This is a genomic window from Streptomyces sp. NPDC092045, from assembly GCF_044756005.1.
Taxonomy (GTDB): Bacteria; Actinomycetota; Actinomycetes; order Streptomycetales; family Streptomycetaceae; genus Streptomyces.
In genome coordinates, this window is the sequence record NZ_JBIVSC010000002.1 from 605,466 (window position 1) to 621,680 (window position 16,215).

At 72.2% G+C, this 16,215-nt stretch carries 14 protein-coding genes; 3 read left to right on the top strand and 11 right to left on the bottom strand.

The genetic code is table 11. The annotated features are described in order from the left end of the window. Positions 1-14: 14 nt before the first annotated feature. From ACIQKA_RS09535 to ACIQKA_RS09550, 4 genes are all read right to left on the bottom strand, one after another. Positions 15-1,787: an LCP family protein gene (locus ACIQKA_RS09535; protein ID WP_402540556.1), complete on the bottom strand. Its 1,773-nt coding sequence runs from the start codon at positions 1,785-1,787 to the stop codon at positions 15-17. 19 nt (positions 1,788-1,806) lie between these two features. Next, entirely contained in the window at positions 1,807-2,427 is a 621-nt protein-coding gene (gene nadD / locus ACIQKA_RS09540) for a nicotinate-nucleotide adenylyltransferase (RefSeq protein ID WP_383152438.1), read from the bottom strand. Positions 2,428-2,478: 51 nt separating this feature from the next. After that, entirely contained in the window at positions 2,479-2,640 is a 162-nt protein-coding gene (locus ACIQKA_RS09545) for a hypothetical protein (RefSeq protein WP_366374631.1), read from the bottom strand. Between the two features lie 83 nt (positions 2,641-2,723). Then, a complete protein-coding gene (locus tag ACIQKA_RS09550; RefSeq protein WP_402540623.1) occupies positions 2,724-3,077 on the bottom strand; it encodes a hypothetical protein in 354 nt (117 codons plus the stop codon). A gap of 128 nt (positions 3,078-3,205) precedes the next feature. Here ACIQKA_RS09550 and ACIQKA_RS09555 point away from each other — a divergent pair, with 128 nt between their 5' ends. Further along, positions 3,206-4,345 carry a M48 family metallopeptidase gene (locus ACIQKA_RS09555; RefSeq protein ID WP_402540558.1) on the top strand — a complete coding sequence of 380 codons (1,140 nt, stop codon included), beginning with the start codon at positions 3,206-3,208 and terminating at the stop codon, positions 4,343-4,345. Here the strand turns inward: ACIQKA_RS09555 and ACIQKA_RS09560 are convergent. The 7 genes from ACIQKA_RS09560 to ACIQKA_RS09590 all read right to left on the bottom strand — a co-directional run bounded on the left by ACIQKA_RS09560 (position 4,330) and on the right by ACIQKA_RS09590 (position 11,185). Then, entirely contained in the window at positions 4,330-5,415 is a 1,086-nt protein-coding gene (locus ACIQKA_RS09560; RefSeq protein ID WP_383152440.1) for a hypothetical protein, read from the bottom strand. The two genes, ACIQKA_RS09555 and ACIQKA_RS09560, sit on opposite strands and share 16 nt — an antisense overlap. 172 nt (positions 5,416-5,587) lie before the next feature. Continuing rightward, positions 5,588-6,148, bottom strand: a complete 561-nt coding sequence (locus ACIQKA_RS09565) for a hypothetical protein (protein ID WP_383152441.1) — start codon at positions 6,146-6,148, stop codon at positions 5,588-5,590. A gap of 93 nt (positions 6,149-6,241) precedes the next feature. Next, positions 6,242-7,525 carry a glutamate-5-semialdehyde dehydrogenase gene (locus tag ACIQKA_RS09570; RefSeq protein WP_383428765.1) on the bottom strand — a complete coding sequence of 428 codons (1,284 nt, stop codon included), beginning with the start codon at positions 7,523-7,525 and terminating at the stop codon, positions 6,242-6,244. Positions 7,526-7,676: 151 nt separating this feature from the next. Continuing rightward, entirely contained in the window at positions 7,677-8,198 is a 522-nt protein-coding gene (locus tag ACIQKA_RS09575) for a hypothetical protein (RefSeq protein WP_383152443.1), read from the bottom strand. Positions 8,199-8,425: 227 nt separating this feature from the next. Beyond that, the gene (gene proB, locus ACIQKA_RS09580; RefSeq protein WP_383152465.1) at positions 8,426-9,529 is read right to left on the bottom strand and encodes a glutamate 5-kinase; all 1,104 of its coding nucleotides are present in this window, start codon (positions 9,527-9,529) and stop codon (positions 8,426-8,428) included. Between the two features lie 109 nt (positions 9,530-9,638). Next, on the bottom strand, positions 9,639-10,070 hold the full coding sequence (locus tag ACIQKA_RS09585) for a GtrA family protein (protein WP_383152466.1): 432 nt from the start codon (positions 10,068-10,070) through the stop codon (positions 9,639-9,641). Between the two features lie 122 nt (positions 10,071-10,192). After that, on the bottom strand, positions 10,193-11,185 hold the full coding sequence (locus tag ACIQKA_RS09590; protein ID WP_383152444.1) for a glycosyltransferase family 2 protein: 993 nt from the start codon (positions 11,183-11,185) through the stop codon (positions 10,193-10,195). 239 nt (positions 11,186-11,424) lie between these two features. On the opposite strand from ACIQKA_RS09590, the gene ACIQKA_RS09595 reads away from it, so the two are divergent. Then, complete coding sequence (locus tag ACIQKA_RS09595) at positions 11,425-12,954, top strand: DUF6056 family protein (protein ID WP_402540559.1); 1,530 nt, start codon at positions 11,425-11,427, stop codon at positions 12,952-12,954. 332 nt (positions 12,955-13,286) lie between these two features. Continuing rightward, positions 13,287-16,157, top strand: a complete 2,871-nt coding sequence (locus ACIQKA_RS09600; protein WP_383152446.1) for a CDP-glycerol glycerophosphotransferase family protein — start codon at positions 13,287-13,289, stop codon at positions 16,155-16,157. The last annotated feature ends 58 nt before the right edge of the window (positions 16,158-16,215 follow it).

The following is a 16,215-nucleotide window of genomic DNA, read 5'->3' on the forward strand; positions in this document are numbered from 1 at the left end:
TTTCCGGAGCGCCGCTAGCGGGCCTCCGGGAGCTTGTAGTCCCGGCCCAGGACGACGGTGACGGCGGCCGATCCCGTGGTCTCGCCCTTGCCGACCGAGGCGGCCGGGAGGCCGAGCGTCTTGGCCACCTCGGCGGCCGCCGCCTTCTGGGCGTCGTCGCGGTAGAGGACCTCGGACTTCTCCTGGACCGGCGCCCCGGTGCCGCCCACGAAGGCGTAGCCGCCGTTGGCCAGCACGATCCGGGCGGCCTCGGTCGCGTTCCTGCCGGAGCCGTCCCGCAGGGAGACCCGGGTGACCCCGTCGGTCTCGGGGGCGGTGACCTTGCCGCCGAGGATGTCCCGCACGACGCTGTCGCTCGCGCCGCCGGTCAGCGTGCCGTCCTCCTCCACCGGGAGCAGGGCCGTCTTGTAGGAGCCGACCTTGGCGTGCTCGGCGAGCCTGGCCAGGGAGGCGCCGAGGTCCTTCTCCGGGAGCGAGGGGTCGAGGATCTGCTGGAGGGTCTCGATGGTGACCGTGGCGGCCGCGGGGTCGTCGGAGATCTTCCGCAGCACCCCGTACAGGACCTGGCCGAAGCGCTGGAGCTGCTTGGCGTCGGCCTCGCCGGGGGCCCGGTAGGTGGCGTAGGCGACGGCCGCGCGACCGTTCAGCGTCTGCTTCTCGCCCTTCCTGACGAGCGGTTCGGCGCCGTCCTTGGGGGCGGGCACGTCGGTGTCGGTGTCGGTCTCGATGCCGCTGACGACCTCGACGAGGTTCTCCAGGTACGGGGTGTCCAGGCGCCAGGTGCCGGTGATCCTCGTGCCGAGGAGGTTGCCGATCGACTCCCGTGTGCCGCTGGAGCCGTCGTCCTCGACCGACTTGCCGAGGGTGGTCGCGGAGCCCTCCGAGTCGGCGACGACGACGGAGCCGGGGAGCAGGACGGTGGTGCCCTGGCGGGTGGTCGCGTTCTCCACGAGCAGGGCGGTGGACGTTCCGCCGTTCGTGGTGTCGTGGAGGTGGACCACGATGGTGTCGCGCTTCTGGGGGCCGGTCGCGGCGGCCCCCTTCTCCTCGGGTGCGGAGGTGCCGGGGAGCAGGCCCGCGGACCACAGGTAGCCGACGCCGCCGACGACGGCGAGCGCGAGGACGACGACGAGCGCGACGATCCGGTTGCGGCCCCGCCGCCTGGCCTCCTCGCGCCGCTCCGAGCGGCTCTCGGTGAACTTGAGCCAGTCGATGACGTCCTCGGAGTCCTCGTCGGGCTCCTCGATGAACGAGAACTGCTCGGTGCGGTACTCGCGGTCGTCGTCCGTGCGGGACGGGGCGGGGCGACCGGGGCGCTCGGAGGCGGGGCGCTGACCGGGGACGCCGGGCGGGGCGGCGACGGACGCGGCCGGGGCCTCGGGGGCCGGCCGGGCGGGCTCGGTCCGGGACTGCGGCTGGGACTGGTGCTGCGGTTGGGCCTGGGGCTGGTGCTGTGGTTGGGCCTGGGGCTGCGGCTGGGCGGCCCACTGCTGCCCGGTCCCGGTCCCGGTGTCGTAGGAGGGATAGGCGTAGCCCTGCTGCCCGTACGGGTCGTACGAAGGCTGCGGCTGCTGCGCCTGCGGCGGCTGCTGCTGGGCGTAGGGGTCGTAGCCGTACGCCTGCTGCGGCTGCGACGGCTGCTGCTGATGCTGCTGACCGCCGTACGGGTCGTAGTGCTGCGCGGGCTGCTGCTGCGGCTGCTGGTACACCGGCTGCCCGTACTCGTCGTAGCCGATGATCTGCGGCTGCGGATAGTACGGGTCGTACGGATGCTGCTGGTCGTTCACCGGTGCCCTTCCCCGAAGCTCACTGGCCGCGGTACAACTGGCGCTTGTCGATGTAGCGCACCACGCCGTCCGGCACCAGATACCAGACGGGATCGCCCTGCGCGACCCTCGCACGGCAGTCGGTGGAGGAGATGGCGAGCGCGGGGATCTCCACGAGCGAGACCCCGCCCTTGGGCAGGCCGTCGTCGGTGAGGTCGTGGCCCGGGCGGGTGACGCCGATGAAGTGGGCGAGCGAGAAGAGCTCCTCCGCGTCGCGCCAGGTGAGGATCTGCGACAGCGCGTCGGCCCCGGTGATGAAGAAGAGGTCCGAGTCGGCGTTGAGGGAGGCCAGGTCCCGCAGGGTGTCGATGGTGTAGGTCGCGCCGCCGCGGTCGATGTCGATCCGGCTGACCGAGAACTGCGGGTTGGAAGCGGTCGCGATGACCGTCATCAGATAGCGGTCCTCGGGCGCGGACACGGCCTTGTGGCTCTTCTGCCACGGCTGCCCGGTCGGCACGAACACCACCTCGTCGAGGTGGAACAGGGCGGCGACCTCGCTGGCCGCCACCAGGTGTCCGTGGTGGATCGGGTCGAAGGTTCCGCCCATCACGCCGAGTCGGCGCTTGCCGCGCCCGCCAGTAGGCACTTCCTGCTCTCCCATGCGTGCAGAGCCTACTGGCACGGCAGCGTCCGCCGGATCAGCGGTGTCGGTTCAGCGGTCGCGGTTGAAGCGGGTGGTGATCCACAGCAGGAGCATCAGGGCGCCGAAGGCGCCGATACCGGTGAGGTAGGGGCTGAGGCTTTCGTGGTTGCCGCCGTGCTCGGCGCCCTCGGCGAGAGTGACCAGGTTGGCAGCGGTGCTGTGGAGGCTCATCTTCGGCAGACCTATCGATCGGGGATGGGAGCGGAGACTTCGCGCACATCGTATGCGGGCCGTCCGGACGCGCTCACGCCGACTCAGGCGTTCGCGTCGCGCTCCGTGTTGCCGCCCGCCCCGGCGGTGGCGTCCCTACGGGCGGCGGTGTCCGTGCTGGCGGCGGCGTCACCGGCGGCGGTGTCCGTGCCGGCGGCGGCGTCCCCCCTGCTCACGCCGTCGGTGGTGCCCGGCTTGGCGGTGACGGCCGCACCTGCGGCGCCGTCCCTGCCGCCCGCATCGTCCGTGCGGTACCCGCGCAGCAGGAACCAGGCGAGCAGGACCCCGCCCACGATCGAGGCGAGCAGCACGATCCGGAGTGTGTCGCCCGGGCCCTGGTCCGCGGCGGCGGCGAGCAGGGCGGCAGCGGCGTCGGCGGTGGCGGCTGTGTCCGGCATGTCGGTCGTGCCCTTCGGTCGTCCTCGGTGCCCGAGTTATCCACAGGCCCCGCCACACCGTAGCGCCAGCACCTAGTCTGGGGGCAGTCAGGGGGACGAGCACCGACTCGTACGAACAGGGGGCATCCATGACCGAGAACGACCACGGGAGCGCGCCGAGCAGGCAGCGGAAGCGGTTCCCCGGCATCTCCTCGCGGGCCTACGAGCACCCGGCCGACCGCTCGGCACTGGTGGCGCTGCGCAAGCTCAGCGGCTTCGACACGGCCTTCAAGGCGCTCAGCGGACTGCTGCCGGAGCGCAGTCTGCGACTCCTCTACCTCTCGGACTCCGTCCGGGTGAGCGACGCGCAGTTCGGCCACCTCAACGACATGCTGCGGGACGCCTGTTACATCCTGGACCTGGAGAAGGTCCCGCCGATGTACGTGACGCAGGACCCGAAGCCCAACGCGATGTGCATCGGCCTGGACGAGCCGATCATCGTGCTCACCACCGGCCTCGTGGAGCTCCTCGACGAGGAGGAGATGCGGGCGGTCGTCGGCCACGAGGTGGGGCACGCGCTCTCCGGGCACGCCGTGTACCGCACGGTGCTGCTGTTCCTCACCAACCTGGCGCTCAAGATCGCCTGGATCCCGCTGGGGACGGTCGCGATCACGGCCGTCGTGACGGCGCTGCGCGAGTGGTTCCGCAAGTCGGAGCTCTCCGCCGACCGGGCCGGACTGCTCGTCGGGCAGGACGTGCGGGCCTCGATGCGCGGCCTGATGAAGATCGCCGGCGGCAACCACCTGCACGAGATGAACGTGGACGCGTTCCTCGCCCAGGCCGACGAGTACGAGAAGGCCGGGGACCTGCGGGACTCGGTCCTGAAGATCCTCAACGTGCTGCCGCGCTCGCACCCCTTCACCGCCGTCCGCGCGGCGGAGCTGAAGAAGTGGTCGGAGACCCGCGACTTCCAGCGGATCATGGACGGGCACTACCCGAAGCGTTCGGAGGACAAGGACACCTCGGTCTCGGACTCCTTCCGCGAGTCGGCCGGGCACTACGCCGAGACCGTGCGGACCAGCAAGGATCCGCTGTTCAAGCTGGTCGGGGACATAGCCGGCGGCGCCGGTGACCTGGCGGGCGACCTGGGCGGACGGCTGCGCAACCGGTTCGGCGGCCAGGGCTCCGCGAAGGCGGACGGCGGCGCGGCCGAGGGCGGCGCCCCGGCCGGCGACGACGCGGGGAAGGGCCCCGGGAAGGACTCCGGGGGCGGTCAGAACGAGGGCTGAGCCCCCGGGGCCAGCACTCCGCACAGCGAGGGGGCGGCGGATCGGCCCGTGGCGTACGGGTCGGTGACCGCCGGGCCGCCGCCCGCCTCGGAGGCCCGTGCCCCCGCCAGGAGCGGCTTCAGGGAGCCCGCGGTGTCCGCGTCGCAGGCCTGTGGTCCGGCCTCCGAGGTGCTGCTCAGCAGTTCGGCGCGGTGCGCCCGCAGGTCCTCGCGGTCGAAGCGGAAGCGCACCACGCGGTGGACGGTGAAGAGGGACGCCGCCGCGACCGGCCCGGTGCCGCGGGCGACCGGGCGGAGGGCGTAGGTGTACGTGTGGTCCGCCGTGACGTCCAGGGTGTCGGGTCCGGTCTCCTCGAAGCGGAGGGTGCCCCGGACGCGGACGCCGGGATCGGCGAGGGAGACCGCGCGGGGGTCGAAGCGGACGAGCCAGGCGGCGGGGGCGTGCCGGCCGTCGTCGGCGGGCGACTCGACGCTCCGGTCGAACTGCGCCAGCTGGTCGGGGTCGAGCAGGGTGCGCGGGGGGCGCGTGGTGGCCCCGCTCAGGACCTCGGGGTCCAGCGAGGAGGCGACGAGGTAGTCCCTGGCGATGTCGAGGGCGGCGAGGACCTGGCTCTCGGCGAAGTGCATGGTGCGTCCGGCGACCGGAAGGTCGATGCCGGCGGCCCCGACGCGGTACTCGGCGGCCGGGCTGCGGGCGAAGAGCCGCGCGGGCTCGCCGCCGGGGACGGGGCCCCGGGGCGCGAGGCGGACGACGGTGGTCCGCAGGGGCTCGGCGCGCTGGTCGACGGGGGGCTGGTACGGGTTGCGGACGCCCAGGTAGACGGCGGTGCCGAAGGCGAGGAGGACCAGCAGGACCAGCAGGACCGCCTGGCGGGAGCCGCTCCGGGGCGTCCCGGTGGGGAGGCTGCGGACGGCCTGGGCGTGCTCGCCCATCCGCTCCCGGGCGGAGAACTCCTGGAGGCGGGCAGCGCGGACGAACGCCTCGTCGAAGACGACGGATCGGTACTCGTCCTCACCACCGCCGGGGAACCCCTCGGGTGTCCCCTCAGGCGGGTCGCCACGCCCTGCCATACCTTCAGGGTAGGTCTGCGGGGGCTTCGGTAAACGCCCAGGTACACGACAAGTTCCGAAGAATTCCGCCATCGGGGCGGGCGGGTTCCGGCGCGGGACCGGTGCGGGACGGGCCGGGGTCGAGGTCGGGGAGCGTCGCGGGCCCGGTTCGGGTTCGGGAGGCCCCAGGGGGCTATCCGGGGGACGCGGAGCCCACGGCGGGGGCGCGGGCCGCGGGCGGGGCCGGGTTCGGGGTCGGCGCGTCGACGCCGGTGGTGGCCGGCGGCGGGACCTGGTCCTGGCGGTTGGCGGCGGCGCCCCGGTAGACGGCGCTGAAGGCGAGGGCGACCATGCCGACCCCCATGACGAGGGCGAGGACCCAGGCGACGGGCCGGTGCCAGCGGGCGCTGCCCCGGTAGGGGCGCAGGGCGCCGCCGTGGGGGCCGTAGGGGCTGTCGTCGTCGCCGATGTCGTCGGGCTCGTAGGTGAGGCCCAGCGGTTCGTGGCCGTCCCCGTAGGGGTCGTCGTCGACGGGTCCGCCGCCCGCGCGGGCGCGGGCCGACTCGGCCTCGGCACGGGCCTGGGCGGCGGCGAGGAGCCGCTCGACCGCCGTCGGCTCGTGGACGGTCGCGGCCCTCACGAACTCCTCGTCGAAAACCACGGCGGCGTGGACCTCGTCAGCGCCTCCGCGGTCGACAGAGTCCTCGGGGTCTCCGCCGTTCTGGAACGGCCTGCCCCCCACGTCGTCCGGCACGGATTCAGAGTAGACCCGGAAGGGGGTTTTGGGCAGGGAGAGTGCGAAGCCTCCCCACCCGTACCGAAAGCCCGTACGGACCGGAGGGAGGTGTCAGCGCACGTGGCCGTCGCCGGTGACGATGTACTTGGTCGAGGTCAGCTCGGGAAGGCCCATGGGGCCCCTGGCGTGCAGCTTCTGGGTGGAGATGCCGATCTCGGCGCCGAAGCCGAACTGGCCGCCGTCCGTGAACCGGGTGGAGGCGTTCACGGCGACCGTGGTGGAGTCGACCAGCTGGGTGAAGCGGCGGGCCGCGGCCTGCGAGGTGGTGACGATCGCCTCGGTGTGGCCGGAGGACCACGTCCGGATGTGCTCCACGGCCTCGTCGAGGGAGTCGACGACGGCGGCGGCGATGTCGTACGAGAGGTACTCGGTCTCCCAGTCCTCCGTGGTGGCCGGGACGACGGTGGCCTTGGAGCCCTCGGCGAGGGCGAGGGTCCGCTCGTCGGCGTGGACGGTGACGCCGGCCTCGGCGAGGGCGTCGAGGGCCCGGGGCAGGAAGGCCTCGGCGACGTCCTGGTGGACGAGGAGGGTCTCGGCGGCGTTGCAGACGCTGACCCGGTGGGCCTTGGAGTTGATCAGGACGTCCACGGCCGTGTCGAGGTCGGTGTCGGCGTCGACGTAGACGTGGCAGTTGCCGGTGCCGGTCTCGATGACCGGGACGGTGGACTCCTCGACGACGGTCTTGATGAGGGAGGCGCCGCCGCGCGGGATGAGGACGTCGACGAGGCCGCGGGCGCGCATCAGCTCGCGGACGGACTCGCGGGACTCGCCGGGGACGAGCTGGACGGCGTCGGCGGGCAGCCCGGCGCTCCCGACGGCGTCGCGCACCACGGTGACCAGGGCGTTGTTGGAGGCGTAGGCGGAGGAGGAGCCGCGGAGCAGGACGGCGTTGCCGGACTTGAGGCAGAGGGCGGCGGCGTCGACGGTGACGTTCGGGCGGGCCTCGTAGATGATGCCGACGACGCCGAGGGGGACGCGGACCTGGCGCAGGTCGATGCCGTTGGGGAGGGTCGAGCCGCGGACGACCTCGCCGACGGGGTCGGGCAGCGCGGCCACGTGGCGGACGTCGGCGGCGATGGCCCGGACGCGCTCCGGGGTGAGGGTGAGCCGGTCGACGACGGCCTCGCCGGTGCCGGCCTCGCGGGCCCTGGCGACGTCCACGGCGTTGGCCTCGACGATCTCGGCGGTGCGCGCTTCGAGGGCGTCCGCGACGGCGAGGAGGGCCTCGTCCTTGGCCGCGCGCGGGAGTGGCGCGATTTCGGCGGCGGCGGCGCGGGCCCGGTGGGCGGCCAGGGTGACCGGGGAGAGGTTGTCGAGGGGCGTGAGCGAGGTCATGCCCGCAGGGTACTGGCAGCCCCGCGGACATCCCTCACGTATCCCGCACTCCGAGACGTGCCCCTGGACGCGCCCCGGGGCGCACCCCGCGGTGCGTCCCGGACGGGTCCCGGGGCGTGTCCCGGTCGTCCTCCGCCGGAGGTCCCGCCCCTCAGTAGGGGTGGACTCCGACGGGGGCGGCGGGCGGCGGGCCGTAGCCCTCCGCGATCCGCTGGTGGTAGGTCTCGCGGTCGATGACCTCCAGGCCCACGATCTCCCAGGGCGGCAGCTTGGCGGTCTGCCGGTGCTCGCCCCACAGGCGCAGGGCGACGGCCGCCGCGTCGTGCAGGTCGCGGGCCTCCTCCCAGTACCGGATCTCGGCGTGATCGTTGGCGTAGCGGCTGGTCAGCAGGAAGGGATGGTCGTGGGCCAGCTGTTCGAGCCCCCGTCGCACCTCCTTCAGCGGCGACTCCACGCCCGACACGCTGAGGGTGATGTGCCAGAGCTTGGACACGGGCCGTTCCCCGGCGCGTGCCTCACGTGTCTCGCGTGTCCCATCCGTGTCGGTGGTGGTCTCGGTCTTCCTGTCCGTGGACCTGCCCCGTGCCTCGTCGAAGTCGGCTCCGGCCTCGACACTGGTCAGGGCGCGTTCGGCAGTCCCACGGGGCGGCGCCCCTGGGCGCGCTCGTCTCACCGGCGGCCTCCTGTGTGATGCGTGTGGTGCTGTACCCCGCCTTGCTCTTAACCCCCGAGACAAAGTTGACCAGTCCGAGGCGGCACTTGGGGCGGTTTTGGTGAACGTCCCTTCCGGATGGCCGCAGTTTCAGCCGTTTCGGCGGGGGGCGTCCGGCGGATGGCGTACGGTGCGCGGCGTCCGGCCGGCGGGCCGTCCGGTCGGGGCGCGCGGGGCCCGCGGCGCCTTCAGCCGATGACGACGAGGTCGTCGCGGTGGACGATCTCGCGCTCGTACTCCGGCCCCAGCTCCCTGGCGAGCTCGGGGGTGGAGCGGCCGAGCATCCGGGGGATCTCCTTGGCGTCGAAGTTGACGAGGCCGCGGGCGACGGCCCGGCCGGCGGCGTCGCGCAGCTCGACCGGGTCGCCGGCCACGAAGTCGCCCTCGACGCCCGCGAGACCGGCCGCGAGCAGCGACTTCTTGCCCTCCACGACGGCGCGGACGGCCCCGTCGTCGAGGGTGAGGGAGCCCTGCGGGGTGGAGGCGTGGGCGAGCCAGAGCAGCCGGTCGGCGGAGCGGCGGCCGGTGCGGTGGAAGTACGTGCCGGTGTCCCGTCCCGCGAGGGCGTCGGCGGCCCGGCTCGCCGAGGTGAGGACGACGGGGATGCCGGCGGCGGCGGCGATCCGGGCCGCCTCGACCTTGGTGACCATGCCGCCGGTGCCGACGCCCGCCTTGCCGGCCGAACCGATCTCGACGTGGGCGATGTCGTCGGGGCCCGCGACCTCGGCGATCCGCGAGGTGCCGGGCTTGGACGGGTCGCCGTCGTAGAGCCCGTCGACGTCGGAGAGCAGCACGAGCAGGTCGGCGCGGACGAGGTGGGCGACGAGGGCGGCGAGCCGGTCGTTGTCGCCGAAGCGGATCTCGTCCGTGGCGACGGTGTCGTTCTCGTTGACGACGGGCAGCGCGCCCATGGTGAGGAGCTGGTCGAGGGTCCGGTACGCGTTGCGGTAGTGGGCCCGCCGGCTGGTGTCGTCGGTGGTGAGGAGGACCTGGCCGACGCGGACGCCGTAGCGGGCGAAGGAGGCGGTGTAGCGGGCCACCAGCAGTCCCTGGCCGACGCTGGCGGCGGCCTGCTGGCGGGCGAGGTCCTTGGGGCGGCGGGTGAGGCCGAGCGGGGCGAGGCCCGCGGCGATGGCGCCGGAGGAGACCAGGACGATCTCCTTCTCACCGCCGCTGCGGACCTTGGCGAGCACGTCGACGAGGGCGTCGACCCGGTCGGCGTCGAGGCCTCCGGAGGCGGTGGTGAGGGAGGAGGAACCGACCTTGACGACGATCCTGCGGGCCTCCGTCACGTACTGCCTCGCGCTGTCCGTCTGACCCGTCACCTGCGTCGTCACCTGCGTCGTCCTCACTCGGCCGTCCCGTGGCGCCGGGCGCTCCGCGCCCGGCCGCCAGGGCAATCTACGCGAGCCGGGAGGGCTGCCGCTCGTCCGTTTCGCTCTCCGGACCGGACCGGCCGGACGAGCCGGACGCGGCGCCGGTGCCGCGGGGCACCAGGATCCGCTGGGAGATCAGGTAGGTGAAGGGGATCGCGACGACGGCCGCCACGAGCGGCGCGATCCTGTCGTCCATTCCGGCCCAGGTGACGAGCGCGTACAGGCCGACGCTCTGCACCAGGTAGTTGGTGACGTTGGTGAGGGGGAAGAGGGCGAACTTCTTCCAGGTGGGGCGGGTGCGGTAGGTGAAGTAGGTGTTGAGGAAGAAGGAGCCGATCATGCTGAGCAGGAAGGCGAGGGAGTACGCGGCGAAGTAGGGCATCCACGGGTGGAGGAGCAGGTAGCACCCGAAGAACGTGCCGGTGTTGACCCCGCCCACCAGGGCGAAGCGGAAGATCTCGGCGAGCCGTGCCCGCCGCGGGGAGGCCTGTGCGGCGCCCTCCGCGGGGCCGGTCTCCCCGGCGGGGCCGGGACCGGCGTCTCCGGAGGGGCCGGGTCGTCCGTCCCGGCCCGCGCCCATCAGCGCTCCCGCTCGGGGGTCGCGACGCGCAGGTGCTCGGCGGCGCTGTCGGCGATGGTGCGGCCGGTGGAGTGGTGGGTCTCCTTGACGAGGAAGTGCGGCCGGCGCTTGGTCTCGTAGTAGATGCGGCCGATGTACTCGCCGATCAGTCCCAGCATCATCATCTGCACGCCGCCGAGGCCCACGATGATCGCGACCAGGGTGACGTAGCCGGGCGCGTCGACGCCCTGGGTGATGGCGTTGACGGCGACCCAGACCGCGTACACGGCGGCGAGGCCGGTCAGCATCATGCCGAGCCAGAGGGCCATGCGCAGCGGACGGTTGTTGAAGGAGATCAGCCCGTCCATGCCGTAGTTGACCAGGGAGCTGAACTTCCACTTCGTCTCGCCGCCCTCGCGCGCGGCGTTCTGGTAGTCGAAGGTGACGGTGTCGAAGCCGATCCAGGAGAAGAGGCCCTTGGAGAAGCGGTTGTACTCGGGGAGCGAGAGCAGCGCGTCGACGGCGGGGCGGGAGAGCAGGCGGAAGTCCCCGACGCCGTCGGTGAGCTCCACGTCCACCCAGCGGTTCACGGCCCGGTAGTAGGTGCGGCTGAGGGCGCTGCGGAGCTTCTTGTCGCCCTCGCGGGTGCGCCGCGCTATCACCTGGTCGTGGCCCTGGTGGTAGAGCTCCAGCATGCGGCCGAGCAGCTCCGGCGGGTGCTGGAGGTCGGCGTCCATGATCACCACGGCGTCGCCGACGGCCTTGGTCAGGCCCGCGAGCATGCCGGCTTCCTTGCCGAAGTTGCGGCTGAAGGAGGCATACTGTGTGCGGTTCGGGTGCAGGGAGGCGATCTCGCGCAGCTTGCCCAGCGTCCCGTCGGAGCTGCCGTCGTCCACGTAGCAGATCTCGTAGTCGACCGCGAGGGTGTCGAGCACCTGGCGCATCCGCGCGTCGAAGAGCTCGACCACGTCTTCCTCGTTGAAGCAGGGAACGACGACGGAGAGTTTGGTCATGGAACGGTCACTCCAGAAGGATGGACGAGAGCACGCTCTGAGGGGCCACCGCCGGGCTCATCCTGAAGCGGCACCGTGCGGTACGAGGTGGTGATGACCGTCCGGCGTGCCCTGCACGGCCGTCCCGGTCGGCATGTCGTCCATACAATAAAGCATGCGGGAAAGACCTTGAAAATACGTGGCATTTCACTCATTTGTCACCTTGAGACACGGCCTCCGGCCGGCAGGAGTTACCACCGGTGAGCAAGACCACCATCTCGGAACAGAGTGAGGAACGGGCGCCGGAGGACGGGTCGGAGGCCGGCGCCGCCGGCGGGGGCCTCTTCCGCCGGGCGCTGACCGGGGTCTCTCTCGCCGTCACCGCCGGAGCCGGGGCCCTGCTCGCCGTCGGCGCCTTCCTCGGCCTCTACGTGCGCCCCACGTCGGACGACTGGTGCGCCCTCTGGAAGTCCCGTGACATGGGCGTCCTCGGCATCACCGCGGACTTCTACAACACCCAGAACGGCCGCGTCACCAACGCCTTCCTCACCGGCGTCGTCTACTTCGACGACCTGCTGGGCGTGAAGGTGCTGCCCACGGTCCTGGTGGTCGGCTTCGGCGTGGTCCTCTTCTTCCTGGCCCGCGCCGCGGTGCGGGCCCTGGGCCTCCCCCGGCCCCCCGCCGTGCTCCTCGTGGCCGCGGTGGCGCTCTTCGAGGCCCTGCTGTTCTTCGCGGGCACGCGCGCGTACCAGGCGCTGCTCTGGGCCCCCGCCACCATCTCCCACACCCTGCCCAGCCTGATGGGCCTCGCCGCGGTGCTCGGCGCCGTCGCGGGAGCCCGCTCCGGGCGCCGGTGGGGCCGGAGGGCCGCCGTGGCCATGGCGGCCCTGACCGGTCTGGCGATCGGCATGCTCAGCGAGCCCTTCACCATGGTGGCCGGGATCTTCGCGGTCGCCGCCGGACTCGTCTGCCTCCCCCGCTTCGGCCGGGCGAAGGACTGGTACGTCACCACCTGGTGCACCGCCGCCTGCCTCGGTCTCGGCACGGGCCTCGTCCTCCTCTACACCTCCCCCGGCGCGCGGTGGCGGCGGTCCCAGACTCCCCCGAAGCCGCTGACGGCCGAGGAGCTGGGACAGGTCTTCAACGACTGGTGGCGCATCTGGCAGACGATCGCCGACCAGTGGGCGTACCTGGGAGCCCTCGCCGTCGGCGCCCTCCTGGGCCTCGGCCTCGCCTTCGCCGGTCCCGTGCGGGACCGCGACGGCTCCGCCGGCCGCCGCCGGGTGCCGTGGCTCCTGGCGCTCCTGCCGGTGCCGCTGATCGCCCTCGCGAGCCTGGGCGTCACGTACGGCCTGCGCAGCGGCTACGGCCCGAGCGGCTGGACGTACGGCCGGACCTGGACCAACTTCCTCGTGCCGCTGCTGCTCGTCCTCTGCGCGTACGGCACGTGGGCCGGTCACCGCCTCGGGCGACTGCTCCTCGCCCCCGGCCGCCCGGCCGCCCGCGCCGTCACGCTGGTCGCGGTGGGCGCGCTCGCCCTGGGCAGCGTGGCCGCCCTGGTCCAGCCCGTGTACGTGCTGAGCCGGACGACGGTCTACCGGTCCATCGCCTGGGACAACCAGAACGCCCGGATCCGCGCGGACGTGGCGAAGGGCGCCACCGAGGCGACGTACAAGCCCCTGCACATCGGCTGGCTCGCCGAGCCCTTCTTCACCTCGTCGTACAAGCGCGACTGGGCCGCCCAGTGCGCGGCCCGCTACTACGAGGTGGACCGGCTCCGCCGCCCCTGACCGGGACCGCCGCCTCGCCCGGGTTCCCCCGTCCCCGCCACGGGGGAACCCGGGCGAGGTGTGTTTCCCGTCACTTCGCCCGGCCCGTCGTGAGAGGGTTCTCGGTGCCTTCTCCCCTCGTGTGCGGCCGGGTGCCGACCGCTCCGGCGGGACGCCGGTGGGGAAACGCCCGTACGGGCGACTCCGACACGCGGGGATGATGGTCCCCGCGGGCCCGTTCCTTCCGTCACGATCGGAAAGCGGCGGGCCCCGCGCCGCCGCACGGCACGAAGAACCGGACGGGGAACACCAGGTAGCTTGGGTGTGTCTGGAGGAAAGACAAATGGATCGAGGTGCAAGTGCCTGACGTCTCCGTGGTCGTCATCGCATACAACGACGCAGAGCGTCTCCCGACGGCCGTTCGATCGGTACTGGAGCAGACCCTGCACGGCGTCGAAGTGGTGATCGTCGACGACTGCAGCAAGGACAGCACCTTCGAGGTCGCCCAGTCGCTCGCCGCCGCGCACCCCGACCGGGTGAGGGCCTTCCAGCTGCCGCGGAACAGCGGCGGCTGCGGCGCTCCCCGCAACTACGGCATCCAGCAGTGCGCCGGCGACTACGTCATGTTCCTCGACAGCGACGACGTGCTCGAACGCAACGCCTGCCGCAACATGCTGGACGCCGCCGAGAGCACCGGCTCCGACATCGTCTCCGGCCTCTGCGTCCGCGTGCACCTGGACAGCCGCCACAAGAAGACCACCGCCTGGTACCCGTGGATCTACTCCACGACCCGGACGATCGAGTCGATCACCGAGCTGCCCGACCTGCTGACCTTCGACACCCTGTCGACGAACAAGTGCTACCGGCGCGCGTTCCTCCTGGAGTCCGGCCTGGAGTTCCCGGTCGGCATCCACTACGAGGACCTGCTCTTCTCCGCCCAGGCCTACGTCGCCGCGAGCCGGATCACGCTCATCCCCAACACGGTCTACTACTGGAACGTGCAGGAGAGCGCCGCCGCCAAGTCGATCAGCAACCGGCGCCACGAGATCGCCAACTTCGTGCACCGCATGGAGATACACCGCCGGGTGGACGCCCTGCTGGAGAGCAAGGGCTACGACGAGCTCAAGTACCGCAAGGACATCAAGTTCCTCAAGCACGACCTGGTCCTCCACTTCCGCGACCTGGCGCTGCTCGACGAGGACTACCGGCGCGAGTTCGCCGAGCTGGCCAACGGCTACCTCGCCGAGGTCGACCCGAGGGCGTACGAGGAGGTGCAGCCGCTGCACGCCATCTGCGCCTACCTGCTGAGCAAGGAGGACTGGGACAACCTGCTCCCGGCCACCGAGGCGCTCACCAACGCGGGCCGCCTCACCTCCCCGCTCGCCGAGGTCGACGGGCGGGTCTACTGGTGCGACCGGCACCTGGACACCGAGCAGGGCCGCCAGGTCCTCGACGTCACCGCGCGCGGCTTCCACACCCGCCCGCTCACCGCGCTCGCCCTCGGCAACCGGCTGACCTCGTACGAGAGCACCGACGGCGTCGTCAAGCTGGCCGGCCGGGTGGTCAACCCGCTGGGGCGGATCGCCCCGGACGCGAAGCTCGGCGCGGTCCTCGAGTTCTCGGCCCGCCGCAGCGTCGGCGGCAAGGCCGCCCGCATCCCGGTGACCTCGGTCCGGCACGCCGGCGAGTGGATCGAGTGGGAGGGCACGGCGGACGTCGCCCGCACCGTGCGCCCGCTCGGCGTCATCGACGCGGTCTGGGACGTCCGGCTGATCCTCACGGTCGACGGCCGGGAGCTGCGCACCCGGGTCTCCGTCGGCGGCACCTCCCTCGACAACGCCCGTTCCCTGAAGGTCCGTCCGCGACTGACGACGCTGGTCTCCGACCGCCTCGTCCCCGAGATCACGAAGAAGGGCAACCTCTCCTACGTGCTCTCCGCCGAGGGCAGGGCGGCCGTGCGCACCTCCTCGATGATCGAGGGCGCCATGCACGGGCGCACCGCCCGGCTGGCGAAGACGAGCCTGCGCCGCCTCCTGAAGGCCAAGAAGGACCTGAACTCGGGCGAGACCAAGCTGCGCGTCTACCACGAGTTCTACAGCAAGCTGCCGATCCGCAAGGGCCTCGTGGTCTTCGAGAGCCACCTCGGCAAGCAGTACAGCGACAGCCCCAAGGCGATCTACGAGGAGATGCGCCGCCAGGGCGTCCCCTTCGAGGCCGTGTGGTCCTACGAGGGCGCGAAGCCGACCGGCTTCCCGCAGGACGCCACCCTCGTGAAGCGCTGGAGCTGGCAGTACCTGCGGGCGCTCGCCCAGGCCGAGTTCTGGATCGACAACCAGGGGTTCCCGCTGCGCCTCGCCAAGCGCCCGGGGACCACGTACATCCAGACCTGGCACGGCACCGCCCTGAAGCGGATGGGCTTCGACGAGCCCAACACCAAGGCCCGCGGCCTCGCCGCCCAGGCCTCCTTCCAGCAGTCCCTGGACCGCTTCGACCACTTCCTGATCCGCGGCGAGCACGACCGGCGGACCCTCGCGAAGGGCTTCCGGCTCCGCGACGAGGTGCTGCTCCCCGTCGGCTACCCGCGCAACGACGAGCTGGCCGAGACCCGCCGCAAGGAGGCCGAGAGCGGCGTCCGGGAGCGCGGCGGGCTCGCCGCGGAGCTGGGCATCGCCCCGGAGAAGAAGGTGCTCCTGTACGCGCCGACCTTCCGGGCCGCCCCGGGCGGCAAGGTCCGCGCCTTCCGGGCCCCGTTCGACGTCCAGGAGTTCGCCGAGCGCTTCGGCGAGACCCACACGCTGCTGATCAGGACGCACTACCTGAACAGCGTGACGCTGCCGCCGTCGGTGCGGGGACGGGTCATCGACGTCTCCTCCCACCACGACATCACCCCGCTGCTCGCCCTCGCGGACGGGCTGATCACCGACTACTCGTCCGTGATGTTCGACTACGGGCTGCTCGACCGCCCGATGATCTTCTTCACCTACGACTACGACGAGTACGCCAAGGAGAACCGGGGCACCTACTTCGACCTGAAGGAGCGCGCGCCGGGTCCGGTCGTGGCCACGGCGGAGGAACTCTTCGGAGTGATCGCCAACTTCAAGGACGAGGCCGACACCAAGTACGCGGCGGCCCGCCAGCGGTTCAACGCAGAGTTCAGCGAGTACGACCGGGGCGACGCGGCCCGCCGGATCGTCGCCAAGTTCTTCACCGGGAGCGGTAAGTGACCAACCAGACCGCCGTGTCCGGCGGCCGCGACATCTTCATCGTCTCCAACAGCGTGGA

Coding starts and splice junctions, on each gene's coding strand:
- nadD (WP_383152438.1), bottom strand. CDS start 2,427: ATGGGAGAGCAGGAAGTGCCTACTGGCGGGCGCGGCAAGCGCCGACTC.
- ACIQKA_RS09545 (WP_366374631.1), bottom strand. CDS start 2,640: ATGAGCCTCCACAGCACCGCTGCCAACCTGGTCACTCTCGCCGAGGGC.
- ACIQKA_RS09550 (WP_402540623.1), bottom strand. CDS start 3,077: ATGCCGGACACAGCCGCCACCGCCGACGCCGCTGCCGCCCTGCTCGCC.
- ACIQKA_RS09555 (WP_402540558.1), top strand. CDS start 3,206: ATGACCGAGAACGACCACGGGAGCGCGCCGAGCAGGCAGCGGAAGCGG.
- ACIQKA_RS09560 (WP_383152440.1), bottom strand. CDS start 5,415: ATGGCAGGGCGTGGCGACCCGCCTGAGGGGACACCCGAGGGGTTCCCC.
- ACIQKA_RS09570 (WP_383428765.1), bottom strand. CDS start 7,525: ATGACCTCGCTCACGCCCCTCGACAACCTCTCCCCGGTCACCCTGGCC.
- ACIQKA_RS09590 (WP_383152444.1), bottom strand. CDS start 11,185: ATGACCAAACTCTCCGTCGTCGTTCCCTGCTTCAACGAGGAAGACGTG.